Origin of the sequence: Pseudomonas sp. ATCC PTA-122608, assembly GCF_001952855.1 — a bacterium.
Classification (GTDB): Bacteria; Pseudomonadota; Gammaproteobacteria; order Pseudomonadales; family Pseudomonadaceae; genus Aquipseudomonas.
The window spans coordinates 277,317-298,275 of the sequence record NZ_LPNO01000024.1 but is presented as its reverse complement, the minus strand read 5'-3'; the positions used below and the strand labels follow the sequence as shown (position 1 = coordinate 298,275).

19 protein-coding genes and 1 tRNA gene are annotated in these 20,959 nt (G+C 60.9%); 14 read left to right on the top strand and 6 right to left on the bottom strand.

The window, feature by feature from the left end; translation table 11 throughout:
* The first annotated feature begins 11 nt into the window (after window positions 1-11).
* From AU074_RS21425 to AU074_RS21405, 6 genes are all read left to right on the top strand, one after another.
* Entirely contained in the window at window positions 12-1,622 is a 1,611-nt protein-coding gene (locus tag AU074_RS21425; protein ID WP_076016422.1) for a 5-guanidino-2-oxopentanoate decarboxylase, read from the top strand.
* A gap of 12 nt (window positions 1,623-1,634) precedes the next feature.
* Window positions 1,635-3,221: an ABC transporter substrate-binding protein gene (locus AU074_RS21420; protein WP_076016421.1), complete on the top strand. Its 1,587-nt coding sequence runs from the start codon at window positions 1,635-1,637 to the stop codon at window positions 3,219-3,221.
* 164 nt (window positions 3,222-3,385) lie between these two features.
* On the top strand, window positions 3,386-4,345 hold the full coding sequence (locus tag AU074_RS33580; RefSeq protein WP_143503627.1) for an ABC transporter permease: 960 nt from the start codon (window positions 3,386-3,388) through the stop codon (window positions 4,343-4,345).
* Between the two features lie 3 nt (window positions 4,346-4,348).
* Entirely contained in the window at window positions 4,349-5,176 is an 828-nt protein-coding gene (locus tag AU074_RS33575) for an ABC transporter permease (protein WP_143503625.1), read from the top strand.
* Between the two features lie 2 nt (window positions 5,177-5,178).
* Window positions 5,179-6,798 carry an ABC transporter ATP-binding protein gene (locus AU074_RS21410; protein WP_076016420.1) on the top strand — a complete coding sequence of 540 codons (1,620 nt, stop codon included), beginning with the start codon at window positions 5,179-5,181 and terminating at the stop codon, window positions 6,796-6,798.
* 9 nt (window positions 6,799-6,807) lie between these two features.
* On the top strand, window positions 6,808-7,506 hold the full coding sequence (locus AU074_RS21405) for an NAD(P)H-dependent oxidoreductase (protein ID WP_076016419.1): 699 nt from the start codon (window positions 6,808-6,810) through the stop codon (window positions 7,504-7,506).
* A gap of 124 nt (window positions 7,507-7,630) precedes the next feature.
* On the opposite strand, the gene AU074_RS21400 is transcribed toward AU074_RS21405, so the two are convergent.
* A complete protein-coding gene (locus AU074_RS21400) occupies window positions 7,631-8,707 on the bottom strand; it encodes a 3-deoxy-7-phosphoheptulonate synthase (RefSeq protein WP_076016418.1) in 1,077 nt (358 codons plus the stop codon).
* A 619-nt stretch (window positions 8,708-9,326) separates the two neighbouring features.
* Between AU074_RS21400 and AU074_RS21395 the strand changes: the two genes are divergently transcribed.
* Entirely contained in the window at window positions 9,327-10,079 is a 753-nt protein-coding gene (locus tag AU074_RS21395) for a carbon-nitrogen hydrolase family protein (RefSeq protein ID WP_076016445.1), read from the top strand.
* A gap of 13 nt (window positions 10,080-10,092) precedes the next feature.
* Window positions 10,093-10,527 carry a GNAT family N-acetyltransferase gene (locus tag AU074_RS21390; RefSeq protein WP_076016417.1) on the top strand — a complete coding sequence of 145 codons (435 nt, stop codon included), beginning with the start codon at window positions 10,093-10,095 and terminating at the stop codon, window positions 10,525-10,527.
* Between the two features lie 64 nt (window positions 10,528-10,591).
* Here AU074_RS21390 and AU074_RS21385 read toward each other — a convergent pair whose 3' ends face one another.
* Complete coding sequence (locus AU074_RS21385) at window positions 10,592-10,831, bottom strand: DNA-binding protein (protein ID WP_076016416.1); 240 nt, start codon at window positions 10,829-10,831, stop codon at window positions 10,592-10,594.
* A gap of 81 nt (window positions 10,832-10,912) precedes the next feature.
* Between AU074_RS21385 and AU074_RS21380 the strand changes: the two genes are divergently transcribed.
* The 5 genes from AU074_RS21380 to AU074_RS21360 all read left to right on the top strand — a co-directional run bounded on the left by AU074_RS21380 (window position 10,913) and on the right by AU074_RS21360 (window position 14,643).
* Window positions 10,913-11,278, top strand: a complete 366-nt coding sequence (locus tag AU074_RS21380; protein WP_076016415.1) for a helix-turn-helix domain-containing protein — start codon at window positions 10,913-10,915, stop codon at window positions 11,276-11,278.
* A 151-nt stretch (window positions 11,279-11,429) separates the two neighbouring features.
* Window positions 11,430-12,071, top strand: a complete 642-nt coding sequence (gene uvrY, locus AU074_RS21375) for a UvrY/SirA/GacA family response regulator transcription factor (protein WP_008436066.1) — start codon at window positions 11,430-11,432, stop codon at window positions 12,069-12,071.
* A gap of 1 nt (window position 12,072) precedes the next feature.
* A complete protein-coding gene (gene uvrC, locus AU074_RS21370; protein WP_076016414.1) occupies window positions 12,073-13,911 on the top strand; it encodes an excinuclease ABC subunit UvrC in 1,839 nt (612 codons plus the stop codon).
* Window positions 13,912-13,943: 32 nt separating this feature from the next.
* The gene (gene pgsA, locus AU074_RS21365) at window positions 13,944-14,504 is read left to right on the top strand and encodes a CDP-diacylglycerol--glycerol-3-phosphate 3-phosphatidyltransferase (RefSeq protein WP_076016413.1); all 561 of its coding nucleotides are present in this window, start codon (window positions 13,944-13,946) and stop codon (window positions 14,502-14,504) included.
* Between the two features lie 63 nt (window positions 14,505-14,567).
* Window positions 14,568-14,643: transfer RNA gene (locus AU074_RS21360), tRNA-Gly, on the top strand.
* A 123-nt stretch (window positions 14,644-14,766) separates the two neighbouring features.
* On the opposite strand, the gene AU074_RS21355 is transcribed toward AU074_RS21360, so the two are convergent.
* Window positions 14,767-16,563: a GGDEF domain-containing phosphodiesterase gene (locus AU074_RS21355; protein WP_076016412.1), complete on the bottom strand. Its 1,797-nt coding sequence runs from the start codon at window positions 16,561-16,563 to the stop codon at window positions 14,767-14,769.
* Between the two features lie 164 nt (window positions 16,564-16,727).
* On the bottom strand, window positions 16,728-17,579 hold the full coding sequence (locus tag AU074_RS21350) for an EcsC family protein (RefSeq protein ID WP_076016411.1): 852 nt from the start codon (window positions 17,577-17,579) through the stop codon (window positions 16,728-16,730).
* A 222-nt stretch (window positions 17,580-17,801) separates the two neighbouring features.
* On the opposite strand from AU074_RS21350, the gene AU074_RS21345 reads away from it, so the two are divergent.
* On the top strand, window positions 17,802-18,623 hold the full coding sequence (locus AU074_RS21345) for a DeoR/GlpR family DNA-binding transcription regulator (RefSeq protein WP_076016410.1): 822 nt from the start codon (window positions 17,802-17,804) through the stop codon (window positions 18,621-18,623).
* 50 nt (window positions 18,624-18,673) lie between these two features.
* Here AU074_RS21345 and otnI read toward each other — a convergent pair whose 3' ends face one another.
* Window positions 18,674-19,456 (bottom strand): 2-oxo-tetronate isomerase, encoded by a 783-nt coding sequence (gene otnI, locus AU074_RS21340; RefSeq protein WP_076016409.1) that lies wholly within the window; start codon window positions 19,454-19,456, stop codon window positions 18,674-18,676.
* 10 nt (window positions 19,457-19,466) lie between these two features.
* Window positions 19,467-20,927: an SLC13 family permease gene (locus tag AU074_RS21335; protein ID WP_076016408.1), complete on the bottom strand. Its 1,461-nt coding sequence runs from the start codon at window positions 20,925-20,927 to the stop codon at window positions 19,467-19,469.
* Window positions 20,928-20,959 lie beyond the last annotated feature (32 nt).

Below are 20,959 nucleotides of genomic sequence, written 5' to 3'. Positions count from 1 at the left end.
AGGAGATGACGATGCAAAGCAAAACCTTGACGGGCGGCCAGGCCCTGGTGCGATTGCTGGCCAACTATGGCGTCGACACGGTGTTCGGGATTCCCGGCGTGCACACGTTGGAGCTGTACCGCGGTTTGCCCGGCAGCGGCATTCGTCACGTTCTGACGCGCCATGAGCAGGGCGCCGGTTTTATGGCCGACGGTTATGCGCGGGTCAGCGGCAAGCCAGGCGTGTGTTTCATCATCACCGGGCCGGGGGTGACCAACGCCGCCACGGCGATCGGACAGGCGTATGCCGACTCGATTCCGCTGCTGGTGATTTCCAGCGTCAACCACACCGCCAGCCTCGGTAAGGGCTGGGGCTGCCTGCATGAAACCCAGGACCAGCGCGCGATGACCGCGCCCATCACCGCGTTTTCGACGGTGGCCTTGAGTGCCGAGGATTTGCCGGAGTTGATCGCGCGGGCCTACGCGGTATTCGACAGTGAGCGGCCACGGCCGGTGCATATTTCGGTGCCGCTGGATGTGCTGTCGGCGCCGATCAAGCGCGACTGGAGCAATGACGTGGTGCGCCGTCCCGGGCGAGGTCTGCCATCGGCTGAAAGCCTCGATCAGGCCGTGGCGAAACTGGTTGCGGCCAAGCGGCCGATGATCATTGCCGGTGGCGGCGCACTGTTGGCGGCCGAGGCCTTGCAGCGCTTGAGCACACAACTGGCGGCGCCGTTTTTCAGCAGTGTTGCCGGCAAGGGCTTGTTGCCAGTGGCGCATCCGCTGAATGCCGGTTCGACCTTGTGCGTCGAACCCGGCTGGCAGCTGATCGCTGAGGCGGACGTGGTGTTGGCCATCGGCACCGAAATGGCCGACACCGATTTTTGGCGTGAGCGCCTGCCGATTAACGGCGAGCTGCTGCGAGTGGATATCGACCCGCGCAAGTTCAACGATTTCTATCCTTGCGCCGTCGCGTTGCACGGTGACGCCCGGCAAACGACGCTGGCTTTGCTGGGGCGCTTGCCAGCCACGCCGCGCAACGCGGACGCCGCCACTGTTGCGGTCGCGACGTTACGCCAGGCAGTCAGCAGCGGCCATGGCCCGTTGCAACGGATTCACCAGGCGATTCTCGACCGCGTCGCCGCCGAGCTGCCCGCCAATGCTTTCATCAGCAGTGACATGACCCAACTGGCCTACACCGGTAACTACGCCTTCCCCAGCAACGCCACCCGCAGTTGGCTGCATCCCACCGGCTACGGCACTTTGGGCTATGGCCTGCCGGCCGGTATCGGCGCCAAGTTCGGCGCGCCTGAACGGCCTGGCCTGGTGCTGGTGGGCGACGGCGGCTTTCTCTACACCGCCCAGGAACTGGCCACAGCGGTGGAAGAACTGGACAGCCCGCTGGTGGTATTGCTGTGGAACAACGACGCCCTCGGGCAAATTCGCGACGACATGCTGAACCTGGACATCGAACCCATCGGCGTACTGCCGCGCAACCCGGACTTCGCCGCGCTGGCGCGGGCGTTCGGCTGCACGGTCAGCGAGCCACAGAACCTGGATGAGCTGCAGACGGATTTGCGTAACGGTTTCAAGCGCAACGGCGTGACCTTGATCGAGTTGAAGCATGCCTGTGTGAACCTTTAGAGGAGCAACACCATGAGCGAAAACAACAACAAAATGACTCAAGCGATGCACCGACGGGATTTCCTCAAACACAGCGCTGTAGCCGGTGCCGTGGCCGCCGCGTTTTCCATGGGCCTGCCGCTGCAGGCCTTTGCCGAAGAGGCCACGCCCAAGCCGGGCGGCGTGCTGCGCATGGGGCTGGCCGGCGGCAGCACCACCGACTCCCGCGACCCTGGCTCCTGGGTCGACACCTTCACCTTCGTCGGCTTTTCGGCGGTGTACAACACCCTCACCGAAATCGCGGTGGACGGTTCCGCCATCCCCGAACTGGCCGAAAGTTTTGAGTCGACGCCCGACGCGCGCATCTGGACTTTCAAACTGCGTCAAGGCGTGACCTTCCATAACGGCAAAGGCCTTACCGCTGAAGACGTGGTGGCCTCGATCAACCACCACCTGGACGCTAAATCCACCTCGGCGGCCAAGACGGTGCTCGGTGATGTGGCCAGCGTCAGCGCCAAGGGCCATGACGCGGTAGTGTTCGAACTGCACTCGGGCAATGCCGATTTCGCCTATGTGGTCGCCGATTACCACTTGGTGATCATGCCCGCCAAGGACGGCGCCGCCGACTGGCAGGCCGGGATCGGCACCAGCGGTTATCGCCTGAAAAGTTTCGAGCCCGGCGTTCGCATGGACCTGGAGCGCAACCCGGATTACTGGAAGCCAGGCCGGGCGCACTTCGCCAGCGCCGAGCTGTTGGCGATTGCCGACGGCGCAGCGCGGGTCAATGCGCTGGTCACCGGGCAGGTGGACGTGATCAACAAGGTCGACCTGAAAACCGTGGCCCTGCTCAAGCGCAATCCCACGCTGGTCATCGAAGAAACCAAGGGCGCCCAGCACTACACCTTCCCGATGCTGTGCGACAGCAACGAGTTCAAGAACAACGACATTCGCATGGCGATGAAGCATGCGATCAACCGCGAAACCCTGCTGGCCTCGGTGCTGCATGGCTATGGCCTGGTGGGCAACGACCATCCGATCCAGCCTGGTAGCCGCTTTATCAACGCGGCGCTGGAGCAGCGTACCTACGATCCGGACAAGTCGCGCTTCTACCTGCGCAAGGCCGGTGTCGAGTCGCTCAAGGTGCGCCTGCAAGCTTCCGATGCCGCCTACACCGGCGCAGTGGACGCCTCGGTGCTGTTCAAGGAACAGGCGCGCCAGGCCGGGATTGATATCGACGTGGTGCGCGAGCCGGCGGATGGGTACTTCTCCAACATCTGGATGAAACAGCCATTCACCACCTCGTTCTGGTACAGCAGCCTGACCGCCGACCGCATGTTCAGCATCGGCTACGCCAAGGGCGCGGCGTGGAACGAAACCCATTGGGATAACCCGCGCTTCAACCAGTTGCTCAACGCGGCGCGGGGCGAGATGAACGCGCCGCTGCGCCAGGAGATGTACAACGAAATGCAGAGCCTGTGCCGGGACGATGGCGGGGCGATTGTGCCGTTGTTTGCCAGCTCTGTGGCAGCACGCTCGAACCGTGTCAGCCATGGACCGCTGACGGCGCCGTATGGGGAACTGGATGGGTTGCGGCTGATCGAGCGGTGGTGGCAGGCGTGAAGATTTCAGAAACGCCACAAATCAACTGTGGGAGCGGGCTTGCTCGCGAATACGGTGTGTCAGTCAACACAGATGCAGGCTGATCCACCGCTTTCGCGAGCAAGCCCGCTCCCACATTGGTCCTGTGTCGCCTTCGAGCGCATGCCAACTCATGAGAACCGAACATGAATAGCCTATTCAAACTGGTGCTCCAACGCCTGGCTCTCGGCCTGCTGTCTTTGTTCGCCGTCTCGGTGATCATCTTCCTGGCCGTCGGCATGCTTCCCGGCGATATCGCCCAGGCCATGCTTGGCCAGTCCGCCACGCCGGAAACCATCGCCGCGTTTCGCGCCCAACTGGGCCTCGACCTGCCGCCCCTGAGCCGGTTCGTGCAATGGCTGCTGCGCCTGCTGCACGGCGACCTCGGTGCGTCCCTGGCCAACCAGCGGCCCATCGCCGAACTGATCGGCGCACGCCTGGGCAACACCTTGCGCCTGGCGGCACTCGCCGCGCTGGTTTCGGTGCCCCTGGCGCTGGTGCTGGGCATGCTCGCCGCGCTGTACCGCAACAGCTGGTTCGACCGCCTGCTCAACACCTCGGCCCTGAGCGCGGTGTCGTTCCCCGAGTTTTTCGTCGCCTACCTGCTGATCCTGGTGTTTTCGGTCAAGCTCGGCTGGTTTCCCAGCCTGTCCAACCTGGCGCCGGACGCGTCATTCGGCACCATCCTCGAACGCTCGGTGCTGCCGGTGGTCACCCTGAGCCTGGTGGTGATCGCGCAGATGATGCGCATGACCCGCGCCTCGCTAATCAACCTGCTGGCCAGTCCGTACATCGAAATGGCCCGGCTCAAGGGCATCAGCCAGTCGCGGATTATCTGGCGCCACGCCTTGCCCAATGCCTTGGCGCCGATCGTCAATGTGATCGCGCTCAACCTCGCTTACCTGGTGGTGGGCGTGGTGGTGGTCGAAGTGGTGTTTGTCTACCCGGGTTTGGGCCAGTTGCTGGTGGACTCGGTGTCCAAGCGCGATATCCCGGTGGTGCAGGCGTGCAGCCTGATCTTTGCCGCCACCTACATCCTGCTCAACACCGGCGCCGATGTGCTGTCCATCGCCAGCAACCCACGCCTGATGCATCCCAAGGGGTAGACCATGAGCCTTCTCACACAACTGGCCAGGGCGCCATTGAGCGCGAAGTTCGGCCTGCTGATTATCGTGCTGTACGTGCTGGTGGCGTTGTTTGCACCGGTGCTCGCGCCCTATGGCGAAACCCAGGTGGTGGGCGACGGGTTTGCGCCCTGGAGCGGTCAGTTCCTGCTGGGCACCGATAACCTCGGGCGGGATATGTTCAGCCGCCTGGTATATGGCGCGCGCAATACCCTGGGCATTGCGTTCCTGACGACGGTACTGGCGTTTTTGCTGGGTGGCTTGAGCGGCCTGATTGCGGCGATCAAGGGCGGCTGGGTGGATCAGGTTTTGTCGCGACTGGTGGACATCCTGATGGCGATCCCGCAGTTGATCTTCGCCTTGCTGATTCTTAGCGTTGTCGGCACCAATGCCACCTCGCTGGTATTGGTGATTGCACTGCTGGACTCGACCCGGGTGTTTCGCCTGTCCCGGGCCGTGGCGATGACCGTGGTGGTGCAGGATTTTGTCGAAGCCGCGCGGCTGCGCGGGGAAGGGCTCTGGTGGCTGGTCACCCGAGAAGTGCTACCCAACGCTGCTGCTCCGTTGATTGCCGAATTCGGCCTGCGCTTTTGCTTCGTGTTTTTGTTTATCAGCGCGCTGTCGTTCCTTGGCCTGGGCATTCAACCGCCCACCGCCGATTGGGGCAGCATGGTCCGCGACAATGCGGTGCTGATTACCTTTGGCGACATCAGCCCGTTGCTGCCGGCCCTGGCGGTGGCGTTGATCACCGTCAGCGTGAATTTTGTCGTCGACTGGATGCTGCATAAATCCAGCGGCCTGAAGGAGTGTTGAGGATGGACAAGCCATTGCTGGAAATCCGCAACCTGCAGATTGAAGGGCATTACGAAGATGCCTGGCATCCGTTGATCAAGGGCATCGACCTGACGTTGCAACGGGGCGAGGTGCTGGGGTTGATTGGGGAGTCCGGCGCGGGTAAATCAACGTTGGGCCTGGCGGCGATGGGATTTGCCCGCGACGGTTGCCGCATCACCGGTGGCTCGGTGTGCTTTGACGGCATTCAGCTGTTGCAGGCCAAGCCTGAAGCGCTGCGCAAGCTGCGAGGATTGCGCATTGCCTACGTCGCGCAAAGCGCTGCCGCGTCGTTCAACCCGGCTCATCGGCTGATTGACCAGCACGTGGAAACCGCGGTGATCAACGGCGGCATCAGCCGCGCCCAGGCTGAACGCGAGGCGGTGGAGTTGTATCGCGTGCTGCGCCTGCCCAATCCGGAAACCATTGGCCAGCGTTACCCTCATCAGGTCTCCGGTGGGCAATTGCAACGGGTGATGACTGCCATGGCGATGGCCAGCCATCCCGACCTGATCATCTTCGACGAACCTACCACCGCCCTCGACGTCACCACCCAGATCGAAGTGCTGGCGGCGATTCGCAATGCGGTCAAAACCTTCGGCAGTGCCGCGCTGTATATCAGCCATGACCTAGCGGTGGTCGCACAGATGGCCGACCGCATCATGGTGCTGCGCCACGGCAAGCGGGTGGAGGAGGCCGAGACCCGGACCATGCTCAGCGCACCGCAGCAGGACTACACCAAATCCCTGTGGGCGGTACGCAGCTTTCGCACCGAACCCAAGGCCTGTCCGCAGCAGCAGGTGCCGTTGCTGGAAGTACGCCAGGTGTGCGCCAGCTACGGGCATCAACCGGTGCTGCACGACGTGTCGATGAGCCTGTATCGCGGCCAGACGCTGGCGGTGATCGGCGAGTCCGGCAGCGGCAAAAGCTCCACGGCGCGCCTGATTACCGGGCTCCTGCCGAGTACGGCGGGGCAGGTGCTGTATGACGGCGAAGCGTTGCCGGCGGACTTTCGTCGACGCAGCAAGGAGCAGTTGCGGCGGATCCAGATGATCTACCAGATTCCCGATACTGCGCTGAACCCACGCCAACGCATCGTCGACATCATCGGCCGGCCGCTGACCTTCTACCTCGGCCTCAAGGGCAAGGCCATGCGTGCCCGGGTCGCCGAGTTGCTGGAGATGATCGAGCTGGATCCGGCCATATTCATGGAGCGTCAGCCCCGTGAACTGTCCGGTGGCCAGAAGCAGCGAATCTGCATCGCCCGCGCCCTGGCGGCTGACCCACAACTGATCATCTGCGACGAAGTGACCTCGGCCCTGGACCAGTTGGTGGCCGAGGGCGTGCTGCAGCTGCTCAACCGCATCCAGCAGCAGTTGGGCGTGGCCTACCTGTTCATCACCCACGACGTTGCCACGGTGCGCGCCATCGCCGACGAAGTGGTGGTGATGCAGCGGGGCAGGGTGGTGGACCAAGGCAGCCGCAGCGCGATCTTCACCCCGCCGTATCAGGACTACACCGGCCTGCTGTTTTCATCGGAGCCGGAAATGGACCCCGACTGGCTCGACCACTTGCTGGCCGAACGGGCCGCGCTTACTTCTTGAGGAGTTTTTATGAAGGTGTTGATTGTCCATGCCCATCCTGAGCCGCAGTCGTTTACCGCGGCTTTGCGTGACCAGGCGATCGCTACCCTGCAAGCGCAGGGGCATGAGGTGCAGGTCAGCGATCTTTACGCGATGCACTGGAATCCCGTAGCCAGCGCCTCGGACTTCACCTCGCGGGAGAACCCCGAGTACCTGGTGTATGCCCTGGAGCAGCGACTGGGGGTGAAAAGCCAGTCCATTGCGGCGGATATCCAGCAGGAGTTGGACAAGCTGCTGTGGGCTGATCTGCTGATCCTCAACTTCCCGATCTTCTGGTTCTCGGCGCCCGCGATGCTCAAGGGCTGGATTGACCGGGTGCTGGTGTCGGGCGTGTGTTACGGCGGCAAGCGGTTTTATGATCAGGGTGGGCTCGCGGGCAAGAAAGCGCTGGTCACGGTGACCCTCGGCGGGCGCGAGCATATGTTTGGCGAAGGGGCGATTCATGGGCCTTTGGAGGACATGTTGCGGCCGATTCTGCGTGGCACGCTGGCGTATGTCGGGTTTGAAGTGCTCGAGCCGTTTGTGGCGTGGCATGTGCCGTATATCAGCGCCGAGGCTCGGCAGGGGTTTCTGCGCAGTTACCAGCAGCGATTGGAAGGGCTGGCGGATGACCAGCCGTTGGTGTTTCCCAAACTCGAGCAGTTTGATGAGGCGCTGTACCCACTTTAGTCAAGTGAATGAAGATCCAGTGTGGGAGCGGGCTTGCTCGCGAAAGCGGTGTGCCAGTTGATGCATATGCTGGCTGAACCACCGCATTCGCGAGCAAGCCCGCTCCCACATTTGATCTTCATTGTCAGGCGGGATTCTGTGCCCGCAGCCGCTCGGCGGCGCTGCGTAGCAGCTGTTCCGTCCCGTCCCAGCCCAGGCAGCCGTCGGTGATCGACACGCCGTACTTCATCGACGGGCTCAACGGCTGGCAGCCTTCGAACAGGTGGCTTTCGATCATCATGCCGATCAGCGACGTGTCGCCCTGCAAGCGCTGCTCCAGCACGTCGTTGAACACCGCCGGTTGGCGCAGCGGGTCTTTGCCGCTGTTGGCGTGGCTGCAGTCGACCATGATCCGCGGCGCGACTTTGCTCTTGGCCAGGTCGGCATGCACCTGGGCCACGCTCTGGCGATCGTAGTTCGGCCCACGGTGGCCGCCGCGCAATACCAGATGGGTATCGGGGTTGCCCGGGGTCTGGATGATGGCCGGATGACCTTGGCTGTCGACCCCGAAGTGGCGGTGCGGGTGAGCGGCGGAACGCATGGCATCACAGGCGATGGCGACGCCGCCGTCGGTGCCGTTCTTGAAGCCCACGGGCATGCCGAGGCCGCTGGCCATTTCGCGGTGGATCTGCGATTCGGTGGTGCGCGCGCCAATGGCGACCCAGCTCAGCAGGTCATCGAAGTAGCCGGCAGCCATCGGTTGCAGCAGCTCGGTGGCCACCGGCAGGCCCAGGCGCAGCATTTCACGCATCAGCTCCCGAGACAGGCTCAGGCCCGCGGCCATGTCGTCGCTGCCATCCAGGCGTGGGTCGTAGGCCAGGCCTTTCCAGCCGATGGTGGTGCGGGGTTTTTCGACGTAGGCGCGGATCACCAGCAGCATCTGGTCACTGACTTCATGGGCCAGTTTTTTCAGGTTGCGGGCGTATTCCATGGCCGATTCCGGGTCGTGGATCGAGCACGGGCCGACGATCACCAGCAGGCGTGAGTCTTCGCCCTTGAGAATGGCGCGCACGGCTTGGCGATGGGCGTGGATCTGTTCGTTGAGGAACGGGCTCAGGGGCAGTTGGTGCTTGAGCTCCAGGGCACTGGGCAAACGCTGGGTCAGCGCTTCATTGGCGCAGGACAAGGTAGAAACAGGCAGAGCGGCGATCGAGGAGTTCATATTCGGGCTTCCTGGGCAAGCGGCGGGCTGTTCCCGCGCGCTTTGCCCTACTGGGGTGTTCGACAATTGGCCGTATTGGCTACGTGTGTTGGCTTGCCACCAATAGGTGACCGATCGGAGGCGGCAGGCTGTCCCGAACGGAGCTTGCTAAATCGCCAGGCGGTGGAGGTGTCGTAGCGGTAATAGGTGGCGTAGTTCATGTCGTGAGTCCTTTAAGTGTTCGGTGTGTGGCAAAAATAATTAAGGGCTGAAAAAACAAAACCCCCGGTCGGGGAGCCGACCGGGGGTTAGATTTCTCTGGTAGGCGACCCCTTGAGTAGTGGGCGCCGATTTCAGGTATCAGGCGCGCCAGTGGCTAAACCAATACCCAAAATAAAAGCTGACCAGTGCGCTCAAACCGCTCACACGAGCAGCCACGACCGAGCGCTGGGCGCTGGCAGCAGGGCAAACCTGAGTGTGGGTGAGTTGCAACATGGTGTGTCTCCAAATGATGGGGGGAGCTTAACTGAGGCGAGCGGGTGGATTCAATCAGTAATTTCTATGGAGCTTGGGTACTTACGGCTATGACCCAAGTGCCGATATGCTGCACCGACTTAACGATGATTGCCTGGATGCGACCATGACTGCCTTGACGATTGCTGCTGCCCAATCCATTTCCATTGCAGGCGATGTGCCCGGCAATATCGCTCGTCATCTGGCCTTCATGCGTGTTGCGGCGGAGCACGCTGTGCAGTTGCTGGTGTTTCCGGAACTGTCCCTGACGGGATATGAACCCTCCCTGGCCGCCGGGCTGGCGATTGCGCCGGACGATGAAGTACTGGCGCCGCTGCGGGAGATGGCTCGTGAGTTGCGCATTACAGCAGTGGTGGGCATGCCGATTCGTCTGGGCGCGGCGAAAGAGGTGTTGATCGGCGCGCTGGTACTGGAGCCGGGTGGCTCGGTGTCGGTCTATACCAAGCAGCATTTGCATCCCGGTGAAGAAGCGGCCTTTGTTGCGGGGCAGGGCGGGGCGGCCCTTGAGTGGGGTGACGACCGGATTGCCCTGGCGGTATGCGCAGACTTCTCCCACGCCAGCCATCCACGGCAGGCAGCCGAGGCCGGGGCGAATATCTACGCTGCGGGTGTGCTGATCAGCGAGGACGGCTACGCGCCTGATACGACGTTGCTTCAGGGCTACGCCGCCGAGCACCAAATGCTGGTACTGATGGCCAACCACGGCGGCCCAACCGGTGGCTGGACCTGCGCCGGACGTAGCGCCATCTGGGGCGCTGACGGCGGCTTGATCGCAGCCGCCCCGGGTGTGGGCGATTCGCTGGTGATTGCACGTCGCAGCACCGCTGGCCAGTGGTCCGGGGACCAGGTGGCGATTTAGGGAGCGCAGGCACATGGCGTTTCAACTACAGGCCGCAACCAGCCGACACTTGGCATTCGCCCGAACCCTGACCCATCAGGCCATGGGCAGCTATTATCGCCAATACGACTTGTCGTGGTCCGATGCCGGGTTCGATACCGCCTGGGCGGGTCGGGAAAACTGGCTGATCTGTCGCGATAGCGAGGTGATGGGTTTTATCAGCCTTAGTCGTGACCCGAAGGCGCTGTATATCCGCGAACTGCACATTCTTGAGCCGTTTCGTCATCAAGGAGCGGGCGGCTGGGTTATCGAGCAGATGGTGTACAAGGCGCGCGCGGAAGGTCTGGGTCTTTTACGGTTGACCGTTTTCAAGACCAACCCGGCGCGAAGGCTTTACCAGCGCAAGGGCCTGGAAATCGTTGGCGCGGAGGATAGCTTCTGGCGCATGGAGCGCAATTGCCGGACGTGATCAGGCGTGAGTACTGTCAATTTGAGGAAAACAGGCACTTGGTTTTAATAAGCGCATACTGACTTCAAGAGGTGAGTTCCTGATCTTGCCTCGCGGTTTCGTCCTCAACCGGAATGATCCCGTCCTTCATGCCCAACAGGACCGCCACCTTGTGGGCTTCTCCCCGTCGTCCCTTTTTGCGCCCAGCGAGCACTTGATAAGTGGTTGCCGGGTCCACGCCATTTTCCCGGGCGAACGCTTGAACAGACTTACCTTGATGTTCCAGCCAAGCCTTGGCTTGTGCAGCAGTGCGAATACCGGGCATAGTTCAAAACCGTTCAAGTTTGTGTAAAACGAGATGAGTGTGTCACCTCTAGGGGTGTGCCAAATAGGATCATACATCCAAATGAGTGGAATCGGTTTCCGGTTAAGGCAAGAAAGAGAGCGACTTGGCCTGTCGCAGAAAACTTTTGGTGAAATAGGAGGTGTAGAGGCTAACGCACAGGGTAAATATGAAAATGGCGGACGCGCGCCCAAGGCTGATTACTTGTCCCGCGTGGCAGAAAGAGGTGTCGATATCCTCTACGTGTTGACCGGTACTCCGACGCCGACCCAAATGGAAAATCTGAGCCAAGTCGAAGAAAAAGTACTGGGCAACTACCGTGCGATGTTCAAGGAAGACCAGGATGCAATCCATCGCCTGACTTCAACCCTGGCCGAGCTTTCAATCTCCACTAATGGAAAAAACAGGTCATCCGCCCCGGATTCCTGACCTTTTACCCAGGAAATTGAGCCGCCCGCCATTCGGCGGCGGCCCGTTGTGCATTGAAACTCTATATATATGACGCTTGCAGCTAGGTCTGCGCCTTGGTTTTTTGCTAAGGTGTTCAGCAACCTATAAGACCATATCGCGAGGTGTCTGCTTGATTAGGGTGCTAGTAGTCGATGACCATGATCTCGTTCGTACAGGCATTACACGAATGCTGGCTGACATCGATGGCCTGCAAGTAGTCGGCCAGGCCGAGTCAGGGGAGGAGTCCCTGATCAAGGCCCGGGAGTTGAAGCCCGACGTGGTTTTGATGGACGTCAAGATGCCCGGGATCGGCGGTCTTGGCGCCACTACAAAGTTATTGCGCAGCCATCCGGATATCAAAGTCGTGGTAGTTACCGTGTGTGAGGAAGATCCGTTTCCTACACGGCTGCTACAAGCGGGCGCTGCCGGCTATCTGACAAAAGGCGCGGGCTTGGCGGAAATGGTCCAGGCCATTCGCCTGGTGTTTGCCGGCCAACGCTACATCAGCCCGCAGATTGCCCAGCAGTTGGCGATCAAGTCGTTCCAGCCTACCAGTGACTCGCCGTTCGATGCGCTGTCGGAGCGGGAAATCCAGATCGCCTTGATGATTGTCGGCTGTCAAAAAGTCCAGTCGATCTCCGACAAGCTGTGCCTGTCGCCGAAAACCGTGAACACCTACCGTTATCGGATTTTCGAAAAGCTTTCCATCAGCAGCGATGTTGAATTGACCTTGCTGGCGGTCCGCCACGGCATGGTAGATGCCAGCGCCTGAAATGACAGCTCCTGAAATAAAGGTCCAATTCGATCCGAGTGCGTTCCTTGCAACCTGCAGTGGCCGTCCCGGCGTGTATCGCATGTTTGACAGCGAAGCGCGCCTGCTCTATGTCGGTAAAGCCAAGAACCTGAAGAGCCGCCTGGCGAGTTACTTCCGCAAGACCGGCCTGGCAACTAAGACGGCGGCACTGGTGGCGCGTATCGCCCAGGTGGAAACCACCATCACCGCCAATGAAACCGAGGCGCTGCTGCTTGAGCAGACGCTGATCAAGGAATGGCGGCCGCCCTACAACATCCTGCTGCGTGACGATAAGTCCTACCCGTACGTGTTTCTCTCGGACGGCGACTTTCCGCGCCTGAGCATCCATCGCGGTGCCAAGAAGCAGAAGGGCAAGTATTTCGGGCCTTATCCCAGTGCTGGCGCCATTCGCGAAAGCCTGAGCCTGCTGCAAAAGGCGTTTTTCGTGCGCCAGTGCGAAGACAGTTTCTACAAGAACCGCAACCGCCCGTGCCTGCAGTACCAGATCAAGCGTTGCAAGGCGCCGTGCGTGGGTCTTGTCGAGCCTGCGGAATACGCCGAGGACGTGCGTCACTCGGTGATGTTCCTAGAAGGCCGCAGCAACGCCCTGGCCGATGAACTGTCCGGCGCCATGGAGCAAGCGGCGAGCACCCTGGATTTCGAGCGCGCCGCCGAACTGCGCGACCAGATCTCCCTGCTGCGCCGCGTGCAGGACCAGCAAAGTATGGAAGGCGGCACCGGCGACGTCGACGTCATCGCGGCCTTCGTCAACCCGGGCGGCGCCTGCGTGCACCTGATCAGCGTGCGCGGCGGCCGGGTGCTGGGCAGCAAGAACTTCTTCCCCCAGACCGGTATAGAAGAGGAGGTCGCCGAAGTCATGGCGGCGTTCCTCGGCCAGTACTACGTCAGCAGCCCTGAGCGCGACCTGCCGAGTGAGCTGATCGTCAACGTGGTGCACGAGGACTTCCCGGCACTGATCGAAGCGATTCACGGACTGCGCGGCCGCGAGCTGGACATCAGCCACCGCGTGCGCGGCACCCGTGCCCGCTGGCAGCAACTGGCCGTGACCAACGCCGAACAGGCCTTGGGTGCACGCTTGGCCAACCGCCAGCACGTCGCCGCACGGTTTGACGCCTTGGCCGAAGTGCTTAACCTCGACGAGCCGCCCCAGCGCCTCGAGTGCTACGACATCAGCCACTCCAGCGGCGAAGCCACCGTGGCCTCCTGCGTGGTGTTCGGGCCGGAAGGGCCGATCAAGTCCGATTACCGGCGCTACAACATCGAAGGCGTCACCCCGGGCGATGACTATGCCGCCATGCATCAGGCCCTGACCCGGCGCTTCAGCAAACTGAAGGACGGCGAGGGCAAACTGCCGGACATCCTGCTGGTGGACGGTGGCAAGGGCCAGCTGTCCATGGCCCGCGACGTGCTCAACGAACTGGCGGTGCCCGACCTGATCCTGCTCGGCGTGGCCAAGGGTGCCACCCGCAAGGCCGGTTTTGAAACCTTGTACTTGAATGATGCAGCCCATGAGTTCACTTTGAAGGGTGACTCCCCGGCGCTGCATCTAATCCAGCAGATCCGCGACGAAGCCCACCGTTTCGCCATCACCGGCCACCGCGCCCGACGTGGAAAAACCCGGCGTACCTCAACCCTGGAAGGGGTGGCGGGGGTCGGGCCAACACGGCGGCGGGACTTGTTAAAACATTTTGGTGGCTTGCAGGAGCTGTCCCGTGCCAGCATCGAAGAAATAGCCAAAGCTCCCGGTATCAGTAAAAAGCTCGCAGAGTTGATTTATGCAAATCTGCACAGCGAGTAGAATGCCTTCTCACCTCGTAGCCAGTTGTGCCGATGAATATCCCTAATCTGATCACCGTTCTACGCGTCCTGCTCATTCCGATTTTCATTTTGCTGTTTTACCTGCCGTACGAATGGAGTTACATGGCATCCAGTTCGGTCTTCGCCTTTGCGGCTGCCACCGACTGGCTGGACGGCTACCTGGCCCGCCGCCTGGAGCAGAGCACGCCGTTTGGCGCGTTCCTCGACCCGGTGGCCGACAAGCTGATGGTGGCGGTGGCCCTGGTGCTGCTGGTGCAGGAGCACGGTAACCTCTGGCTGACCTTGCCGGCGGCCGTGATCATCGGTCGCGAGATCGTCGTATCCGCGCTGCGGGAATGGATGGCCGAAATCGGCGCTCGTGCCCATGTGGCCGTGTCCAACATGGGCAAATGGAAAACTGCGGCGCAGATGCTTGCCCTGGTGATCCTGCTGGCCAACCCGTCGGACTTCTCCATCTGGGTATTGCTGGGCTATGCCTTGCTGCTGGTCGCCGCAGGCCTGACCTTGTGGTCCATGCTGCAATATTTACGCGCTGCTTGGCCGCATCTGCGCACCGAGGTTGAAAAGAAATAAAACTTTTTTGAATCAAGGGGTTGACGGGTGATGAGGATTCTATAGAATGCGCATCACCAAGACGCGGGAATAGCTCAGTTGGTAGAGCACGACCTTGCCAAGGTCGGGGTCGCGAGTTCGAGTCTCGTTTCCCGCTCCAAACACAAAGAAAAAGCCACTCTAACGAGTGGCTTTTTTTTGCCTGTGATTTAAGGAATAGACGCTTCGGCGTCTTTTTTCGTTTCTGCGCAAAACTACTTAAATCCAGGGCGATCCGGTACGTTTAAGTATGGTTTTGGGTACCGTCTAATGAAGGGTCGCCAGAGCACACTCCTATCCAGGTTTCCAGGTCCGCTGCGCTCATAGGCTTTGCTATCAGGTAGCCCTGCGCTTCGGAACACCCCCACTGTATTAAGAGGTCGAGGATTTCCTGGTTTTCTACGCCTTCGGCAACGACGCGGTAGCCGAGCCCCTTCGCCAGGCCTATCAGGGTTTTAACCAGTTGCTTGTCATTTTGATTGGTGCCCAGTCCGCTGATCAGTGATTGATCAAGCTTGACGCTAGTGGCCGGTAGTTCCTTCAAATACGCCCAGTTACTGTAGCCCGTGCCGAAATCATCAACGGCAACCTCTACGCCAAACTTACGAACCCGTTCCAGCTGCCGAATGACTTCTTCAGGGTTGGTCATCAGCATGCTTTCGGTAAACTCAAGTTCAAAGCTGGCCGGGTCCAGGCCGTACGTTTGAATTTCATGAATCATCGCGTCTACGAACTCTGAACTCTCCAGATCGCTGACAGTGATATTCATCGCTATCCGCAGGAGCAGACCTTGCGCTTTCCAAACAACCGTTTGCCGGATGATTGCGTTGAGCACCCATAATCCAACGGAGGGTATCAGGGCGGTTTTTTCAGCCAAGGGTATGAATTCAGCAGGGCTGATGGGGCCAAGCAACGGATGGGTCCACCGTAACAATGCCTCTACCGAATGACAGCTTCCGGAAGGCAGTTTGATTTTGGGTTGATACACCAGGCTGAACTGTTTGTCGGACTTGACCGCCTCCGGCAAAGAACTCAACAACATGAAAGCGCGTTGTTGAGCGGCATCAAAATGAGGTTTATAGAGAGACCATCCCAGCTTGCGGTCACGCGCCTCATCTGCTGCGCTGACCAGCAGGCGCAGCCAGTCTTGCTGCCCTGAGCCATGAATAGGCAGGACGCCAATCCCCACTTGCATGAGTATGGGGATGCCGTGGCATTCAACCGGCTTTTTGAAGTCCGTCAGAATACTTGTGCAGATGTGCTCGGTGGTTTGTTCCTCCTCAAGGATGAAGCCAAACCGGGTCGGGCTTATTTTGTAAAGCAGGCACCGCGTGGGTAAGAGTGTTTGCAGGCGAGATTTGATCGCCAGGACCAGGTCTCCCGCAAAGCTATATCCCAGGGCCTTTACGATATCGTTGAGGAACTTTGGCGAGGTAATGTCAACTGCATACACACGGCACGGTTTTTTAAGCTTCAGCGCTTGACGTATATCCTCTTCAAGCCTGAGTCGATTAAACAGCCCCGTGGGTTGGTCTATAAAGTTGCGAGACCGCATGCCCTGTATGCGCATCATCACCAGCTCGGCGAAGCCGTTGAGCATCGCACTGTCACGCTCATTCATGGGGGGGCGGGAGACGGTGTCAATGATGCAGAGACTTCCCAGTGTAAAACCATCCTCCGTGGTCAACGGCGCGCCCGCGTAATAACGAATATGCGGCGGCCCTGTTACCAGGGGGTTGTGTTTGAAACGGGCATCCAGCGTCGCGTCCATCACCTCCAGCAGGGAATTGTCCAGCGTAGAGTAGGCGCAAAAAGAGACTTCTCGCGGTGTCTGCGTTTCTGTCAGTCCCACGCGTGCTTTGAACCATTGCCGGTGTTTATCGACAATTGAAATCAGTGCGATGGGGGCATTGAAGTAGGCAGACGCCATCTCGACGATTTTTTCAAAGACGTCATCGTAGTCGCTGTCGGGTGGACAAAATTTCGCGACCTCTTTTAGCCGTTCAACTTCATTCGGCGGAATAGGAGCGCCTTCGCCCATGACAATCCTCGGAGCGGCTAAGTTCGTACAACAAAGTATCAGACAGTGCCATCATTATGATGTTATTTTTTCTATGCACCAGATAGCGCAAACGTATGCATCCGGGCGGCCACTCCCGGCAAACCTGTTCCCAGGGCATCGTGGTGCCAGGCATTTCCCCGCGTCTAGTTCACCCGGGGGGCTGCCTTGATGGCCATGTACTCATCCTTGACCGCCTCAAAACCATATTTCTCTTCAAGCCGTTTGACGATGAAGTGCCCCCGCGCCATGTCCTGATAGAAGTGGGTGAACAGCGTATTGATGGTCGCCCCGGTAAAGGCGCCCATCACGGGAACGGCCTGCGCCGCGAACTTGCTGGAAATGGTAAAGCCAAACTGGGTCGCGACCTTATCGATCAGGATCGCCAGCCATTTGCCAGCTTGCCCCGGGGACAAGGTGCTGATGGCCTTGGAACCCTGCTTGGCGGCGATCCCCGCCAGTTCCTTCGACAGTTGTTGCATGGCCTGGGTAGTGAAGCTGCGGGTCATGTAGTAACCCGTCTCCGTCGCATCGTCGGCCTGGCGGTTGCCGCCCATGGCAAACACCTCAATACACGCCTGCTTGGTCGCAAAGTCCCCCAGGTCAAAACCTTCGCTGCGCGCCACATCGGCGACCGCGCGCATCATGATGGTGGTGGAGATCGGCAGTTCGACAAACAGCGCCGCAAAACCGAAGGCCCCACCGATAGCGCCCGAGGTCGCCGCGAAGGCTTTGTGCAGCCGGGTCGAGGCCGGTTTTTTCGGGCTGTTCTCCAGGCTCTTCAGCGCCGCGCCGGCGGAGGAGTGCAGCGCCGCCGCCACGGCGCCGTTGATCCTTTTTGAAACCACCCCCGGCAATGCCTTCACCGCGCTTTCAATCGGTGAGCCGATCATGCCGGACAGCCTCGCTGTCAGGGAGGGTGACTCCAGCAGGCCGACGGCCCGCTTGAGTGCCTGGTAGTCCTCGGCGTTGTCTCTGATGCTCACAGGCGTCTCCATGAAGTTTTCCGGTTCTCATAAAACAAAGACACGCGAGGCGGGCCATCGTGCCGTCACGCTTTGCCCAGTATTGACCTGCGCACGTGCTTCGTTCGCCAGCGGGTCGTTTGGCGGTCAGTCATCTTGAACTCGGCTTTTTTTGTCAGGCTCGCGCGGGCAGCGATGGATTCGCTACTATGTGGTTCACCCGAACCCCGTCCGCCGTACCCGTTGGAGCCTCGAATGCCAAGCCAGAAGGACATCACCGCCGAGAGCGGCGCACCGATGATTCCTGATCAGCGCCGTGAGCTGATACTGCGTCAACTGCGCAAGCACCAAGTGCTGAGTGTTCATCAGTTGATGGAGATGTTCGATTGCTCGCACATGACCGTGCGGCGCGACATTGCGTTGCTGGAGCAGGAAGGCCGGGCGTATTCGGTCACCGGCGGGGTACGCATTGCCAGCCAGCTTCACAGCGAGCCGAGCCATCAGCTCAAGGCCGTGGTGGAGTTGCCGCAGAAACAGGCCATGGCCAGGCTTGCCGCGCGCTTGCTGCGTGCGGACATGACGGTTTACCTGGACGCAGGCACCAGTACGCTGGAGATCGTGCCTTACATCAAGGCACTCGCCGGCATGACCGTGGTGACCAACGACTTCGGCGTGGTACAGGCGCTGATGGACGCCCCGCAGGTGACGGTGATTCACACGGGCGGGCAGTTGGATCACTCCAACCATTCGTGTGTCGGCGGGCTTGCAGTGGCCACCCTGCGCCAGGTGGTCACCGACATCGCCTTTATCTCCACCAGTTCCTGGGACCTGCGACGCGGGATAACCACCCCCTCGGCGTTGAAGGTGGAGGTCAAGCAGGTGGCCATGCAGTCGGCGTCGCAAGTGGTGCTGGTGGCCAGCAGTTCCAAGTGCGGCACCTTCAGCATGTACAAGATCGCTGGCTTGGAGCAGTTCGATATCGTCATCAGCGACGCTGCGTTGGCCCCCGCCGCAGCGGACGGCATACGCAAGCAAGGCGTCGAACTGATGTTGCCGTCCGACCTCACGCCTGCCTGACGGGTCTTTTCGGTCTGCTGCGAGCGCTGCGCAGGGCAGGGTAGCGTTGTTTAGCGTGCCTTCCAGTCCCGCAACCATTGCAGGCCGGCCGAGGTGTCGCCCCGCGGTCGGTATTCGCAGCCCATCCAGCCGTCATACCCCAGTTCATCGATCAGCTCAAACAGATAAGGGTAATTCAGCTCCCCGAGGTCCGGTTCATGCCGGTCAGGCACGCCGGCAATCTGGATATGGCCAATGCCACCCATGTCGCGGCGCAGCTTCACGGCCAGGTCGCCCTCGACGATCTGGCAGTGATAGCAGTCGAACTGGACCTTCAGGTTGCGGGCCCCGACCTCCTTGCAGATGGCCTGTGCCTGATCCTGGCGGTTGAGGAAAAACCCCGGCATGTCTCGAGTGTTGATCGGTTCCAGCAGCACTGTAACGCCGGCCTGCGCCGCTTGGGCGGCAGCGTAGGCAAGGTTTTCCAGGTACACGCCATGGTGCTGCGCTCGGTCGCTTTGCGACGGCAGCAAGCCGGCCATCACATGGATGCGGGTATTGCCCAGCACGGCGGCGTACTCCAGCGCCCGGTCGAAGCCGGCGCGAAACTCGTCCTCGCGACCCGGTAAGGTCGCGATGCCGCGCTCGCCCGCCGCCCAGTCACCTGGCGGCGCGTTGAACAGGGCTTGCACCAAGCCGTTGTCGCTCAGGCGTTGCTGAAGTTCCTGCGGACTGTACTCATAGGGAAACAGATACTCCACCGCTTCGAATCCGTCGGCGGCAGCAGCGGCGAAGCGCTCTAGAAACGGACGTTCGGGGTAGAGCATGCTCAGGTTGGCAGCAAAGCGAGGCATGTGAACTCCTTCAGACAAAAGGCCAGATCAACAGGGTGACAAGGAAACCCAGGGTACCCAGGAGGGTGGTGATCACCGTCCAGGTGCGCAGGCCGTCGGCCACATTAAGGCCGGCCAGTTTAGTGAAAATCCAGTAGCCGGCATCGTTGATGTGCGACATCGCCAGCCCGCCACCGCCCATGGCCAGGCACAGCAGGGCCATATGGTTGGGCGTCAGGTTGAGCGTGGCAATCAACGGGCTGATGATACCCGCAGTCGTCACCAGTGCCACGGTGGTCGAACCCTGCACCGCGCGCAGCAGCATGGTCAGCAAAAAGCCCAGCGCCAGCACCGGCAGCCCGGTGGTGCGCAGCAAGTCAGAGACCACCGCACCGATCCCGGTGTCCACCAGCACCTTGCCGAACACGCCGCCGGCACCGGCGATCAGGATCACCATGGCCACGCCAGGCAATGCCGAGCCGATCACATCGGACACCTGGGTACGGCTCCAGCCGCGACGGGAGCCCAACAGCCAGGCACACAGCAAGGTGTCGAGCAGCAGTGCCACCAACGGAGCGCCGAGGACCGTCATGATCGCCCGCAACGTCGACTCGATGGGCAGCAGCGACGTCGCCAGGGTGCCCAGCAGAATCAGGATGATGGGCAACAGGATCAGGCTGACGATCAGCCCGAACCCCGGCGCCGGAGCGGGCGGCAGCTTGGCAACGAGACTGCTGGTGGATTCTTCGAGACCCATGTGCGCGATGGCGCCAGCACCCTGTTCGACGTTCTGGGCGTTGCCGTTATGCCAGGCGCGCAGGTCATCGTTGGTCACGTGAGGGCCGTAGACTTCGGCACGGATATCATCGGACATCGGGTAGAAGCGGCGGGTCATGCGTCCGGCCACGCGGTAGCCGACGTAGCACAGGAAGGCCGTGAGCGGCAGTCCGAACATCAGCACCCGGCCCAGGTCGGCGCCCAGTTGGCTGGCGGCCGCGACGGCACCTGGATGCGGAGGCAGGAAGGCGTGCACGGTGAGCAGCGCCGCGCACATCGGCAAGGCAAACATCAGCAGCGGTTTGCGGGCACGGCGGGCAACGCCATAGGCCAGCGGCATCAGGATGATCACCCCGACTTCGAAGAATACCGGCACACCGATGATGAAGCCGGCCACCGTCAACGCCAGTGGCGTGCGTCGGTTACCGAAGCGTTCGATCAGGGTTTTCGCCAGCGCCTCGGCGCCACCGGACAACTCGATGATGCGACCGATCATGGCGCCCAGGGCGATGATGATTGCGATATGGCCGAGGGTCTTGCCCATCCCGCCTTCGATGGTGGCGACCAGGTCGGCCGGTTTCACCCCGGCGACCAACGCCACCAGGATGCTCACCAGCATCAGCGCCACAAACGGCTGGAACTTGTACTTGAGGACCAGAAACAGCAGCAGCGCGATCCCAAGGCCGGCGGTTGCCATCAGAATAAGCGGGCTCATAGCATCCACCCTTCGCGCTGAACGTCCGGAAG

What these genes read in the sequence shown, in the direction of transcription:
- AU074_RS21410 (WP_076016420.1), top strand. Translation starts at nt 5,179, where the DNA reads ATGGACAAGCCATTGCTGGAAATCCGCAACCTGCAGATTGAAGGGCAT.
- uvrC (WP_076016414.1), top strand. Translation starts at nt 12,073, where the DNA reads ATGACAGCTCCTGAAATAAAGGTCCAATTCGATCCGAGTGCGTTCCTT.
- AU074_RS21425 (WP_076016422.1), top strand. Translation starts at nt 12, where the DNA reads ATGCAAAGCAAAACCTTGACGGGCGGCCAGGCCCTGGTGCGATTGCTG.
- AU074_RS33575 (WP_143503625.1), top strand. Translation starts at nt 4,349, where the DNA reads ATGAGCCTTCTCACACAACTGGCCAGGGCGCCATTGAGCGCGAAGTTC.
- AU074_RS21390 (WP_076016417.1), top strand. Translation starts at nt 10,093, where the DNA reads ATGGCGTTTCAACTACAGGCCGCAACCAGCCGACACTTGGCATTCGCC.
- AU074_RS21380 (WP_076016415.1), top strand. Translation starts at nt 10,913, where the DNA reads ATGAGTGGAATCGGTTTCCGGTTAAGGCAAGAAAGAGAGCGACTTGGC.
- otnI (WP_076016409.1), bottom strand. Translation starts at nt 19,456, where the DNA reads ATGCCTCGCTTTGCTGCCAACCTGAGCATGCTCTACCCCGAACGTCCG.
- AU074_RS21405 (WP_076016419.1), top strand. Translation starts at nt 6,808, where the DNA reads ATGAAGGTGTTGATTGTCCATGCCCATCCTGAGCCGCAGTCGTTTACC.
- AU074_RS21350 (WP_076016411.1), bottom strand. Translation starts at nt 17,579, where the DNA reads ATGGAGACGCCTGTGAGCATCAGAGACAACGCCGAGGACTACCAGGCA.
- AU074_RS21400 (WP_076016418.1), bottom strand. Translation starts at nt 8,707, where the DNA reads ATGAACTCCTCGATCGCCGCTCTGCCTGTTTCTACCTTGTCCTGCGCC.
- AU074_RS21385 (WP_076016416.1), bottom strand. Translation starts at nt 10,831, where the DNA reads ATGCCCGGTATTCGCACTGCTGCACAAGCCAAGGCTTGGCTGGAACAT.
- AU074_RS21395 (WP_076016445.1), top strand. Translation starts at nt 9,327, where the DNA reads ATGACTGCCTTGACGATTGCTGCTGCCCAATCCATTTCCATTGCAGGC.
- AU074_RS21335 (WP_076016408.1), bottom strand. Translation starts at nt 20,927, where the DNA reads ATGAGCCCGCTTATTCTGATGGCAACCGCCGGCCTTGGGATCGCGCTG.
- AU074_RS33580 (WP_143503627.1), top strand. Translation starts at nt 3,386, where the DNA reads ATGAATAGCCTATTCAAACTGGTGCTCCAACGCCTGGCTCTCGGCCTG.
- AU074_RS21420 (WP_076016421.1), top strand. Translation starts at nt 1,635, where the DNA reads ATGAGCGAAAACAACAACAAAATGACTCAAGCGATGCACCGACGGGAT.
- AU074_RS21345 (WP_076016410.1), top strand. Translation starts at nt 17,802, where the DNA reads ATGCCAAGCCAGAAGGACATCACCGCCGAGAGCGGCGCACCGATGATT.
- AU074_RS21355 (WP_076016412.1), bottom strand. Translation starts at nt 16,563, where the DNA reads ATGGGCGAAGGCGCTCCTATTCCGCCGAATGAAGTTGAACGGCTAAAA.
- pgsA (WP_076016413.1), top strand. Translation starts at nt 13,944, where the DNA reads ATGAATATCCCTAATCTGATCACCGTTCTACGCGTCCTGCTCATTCCG.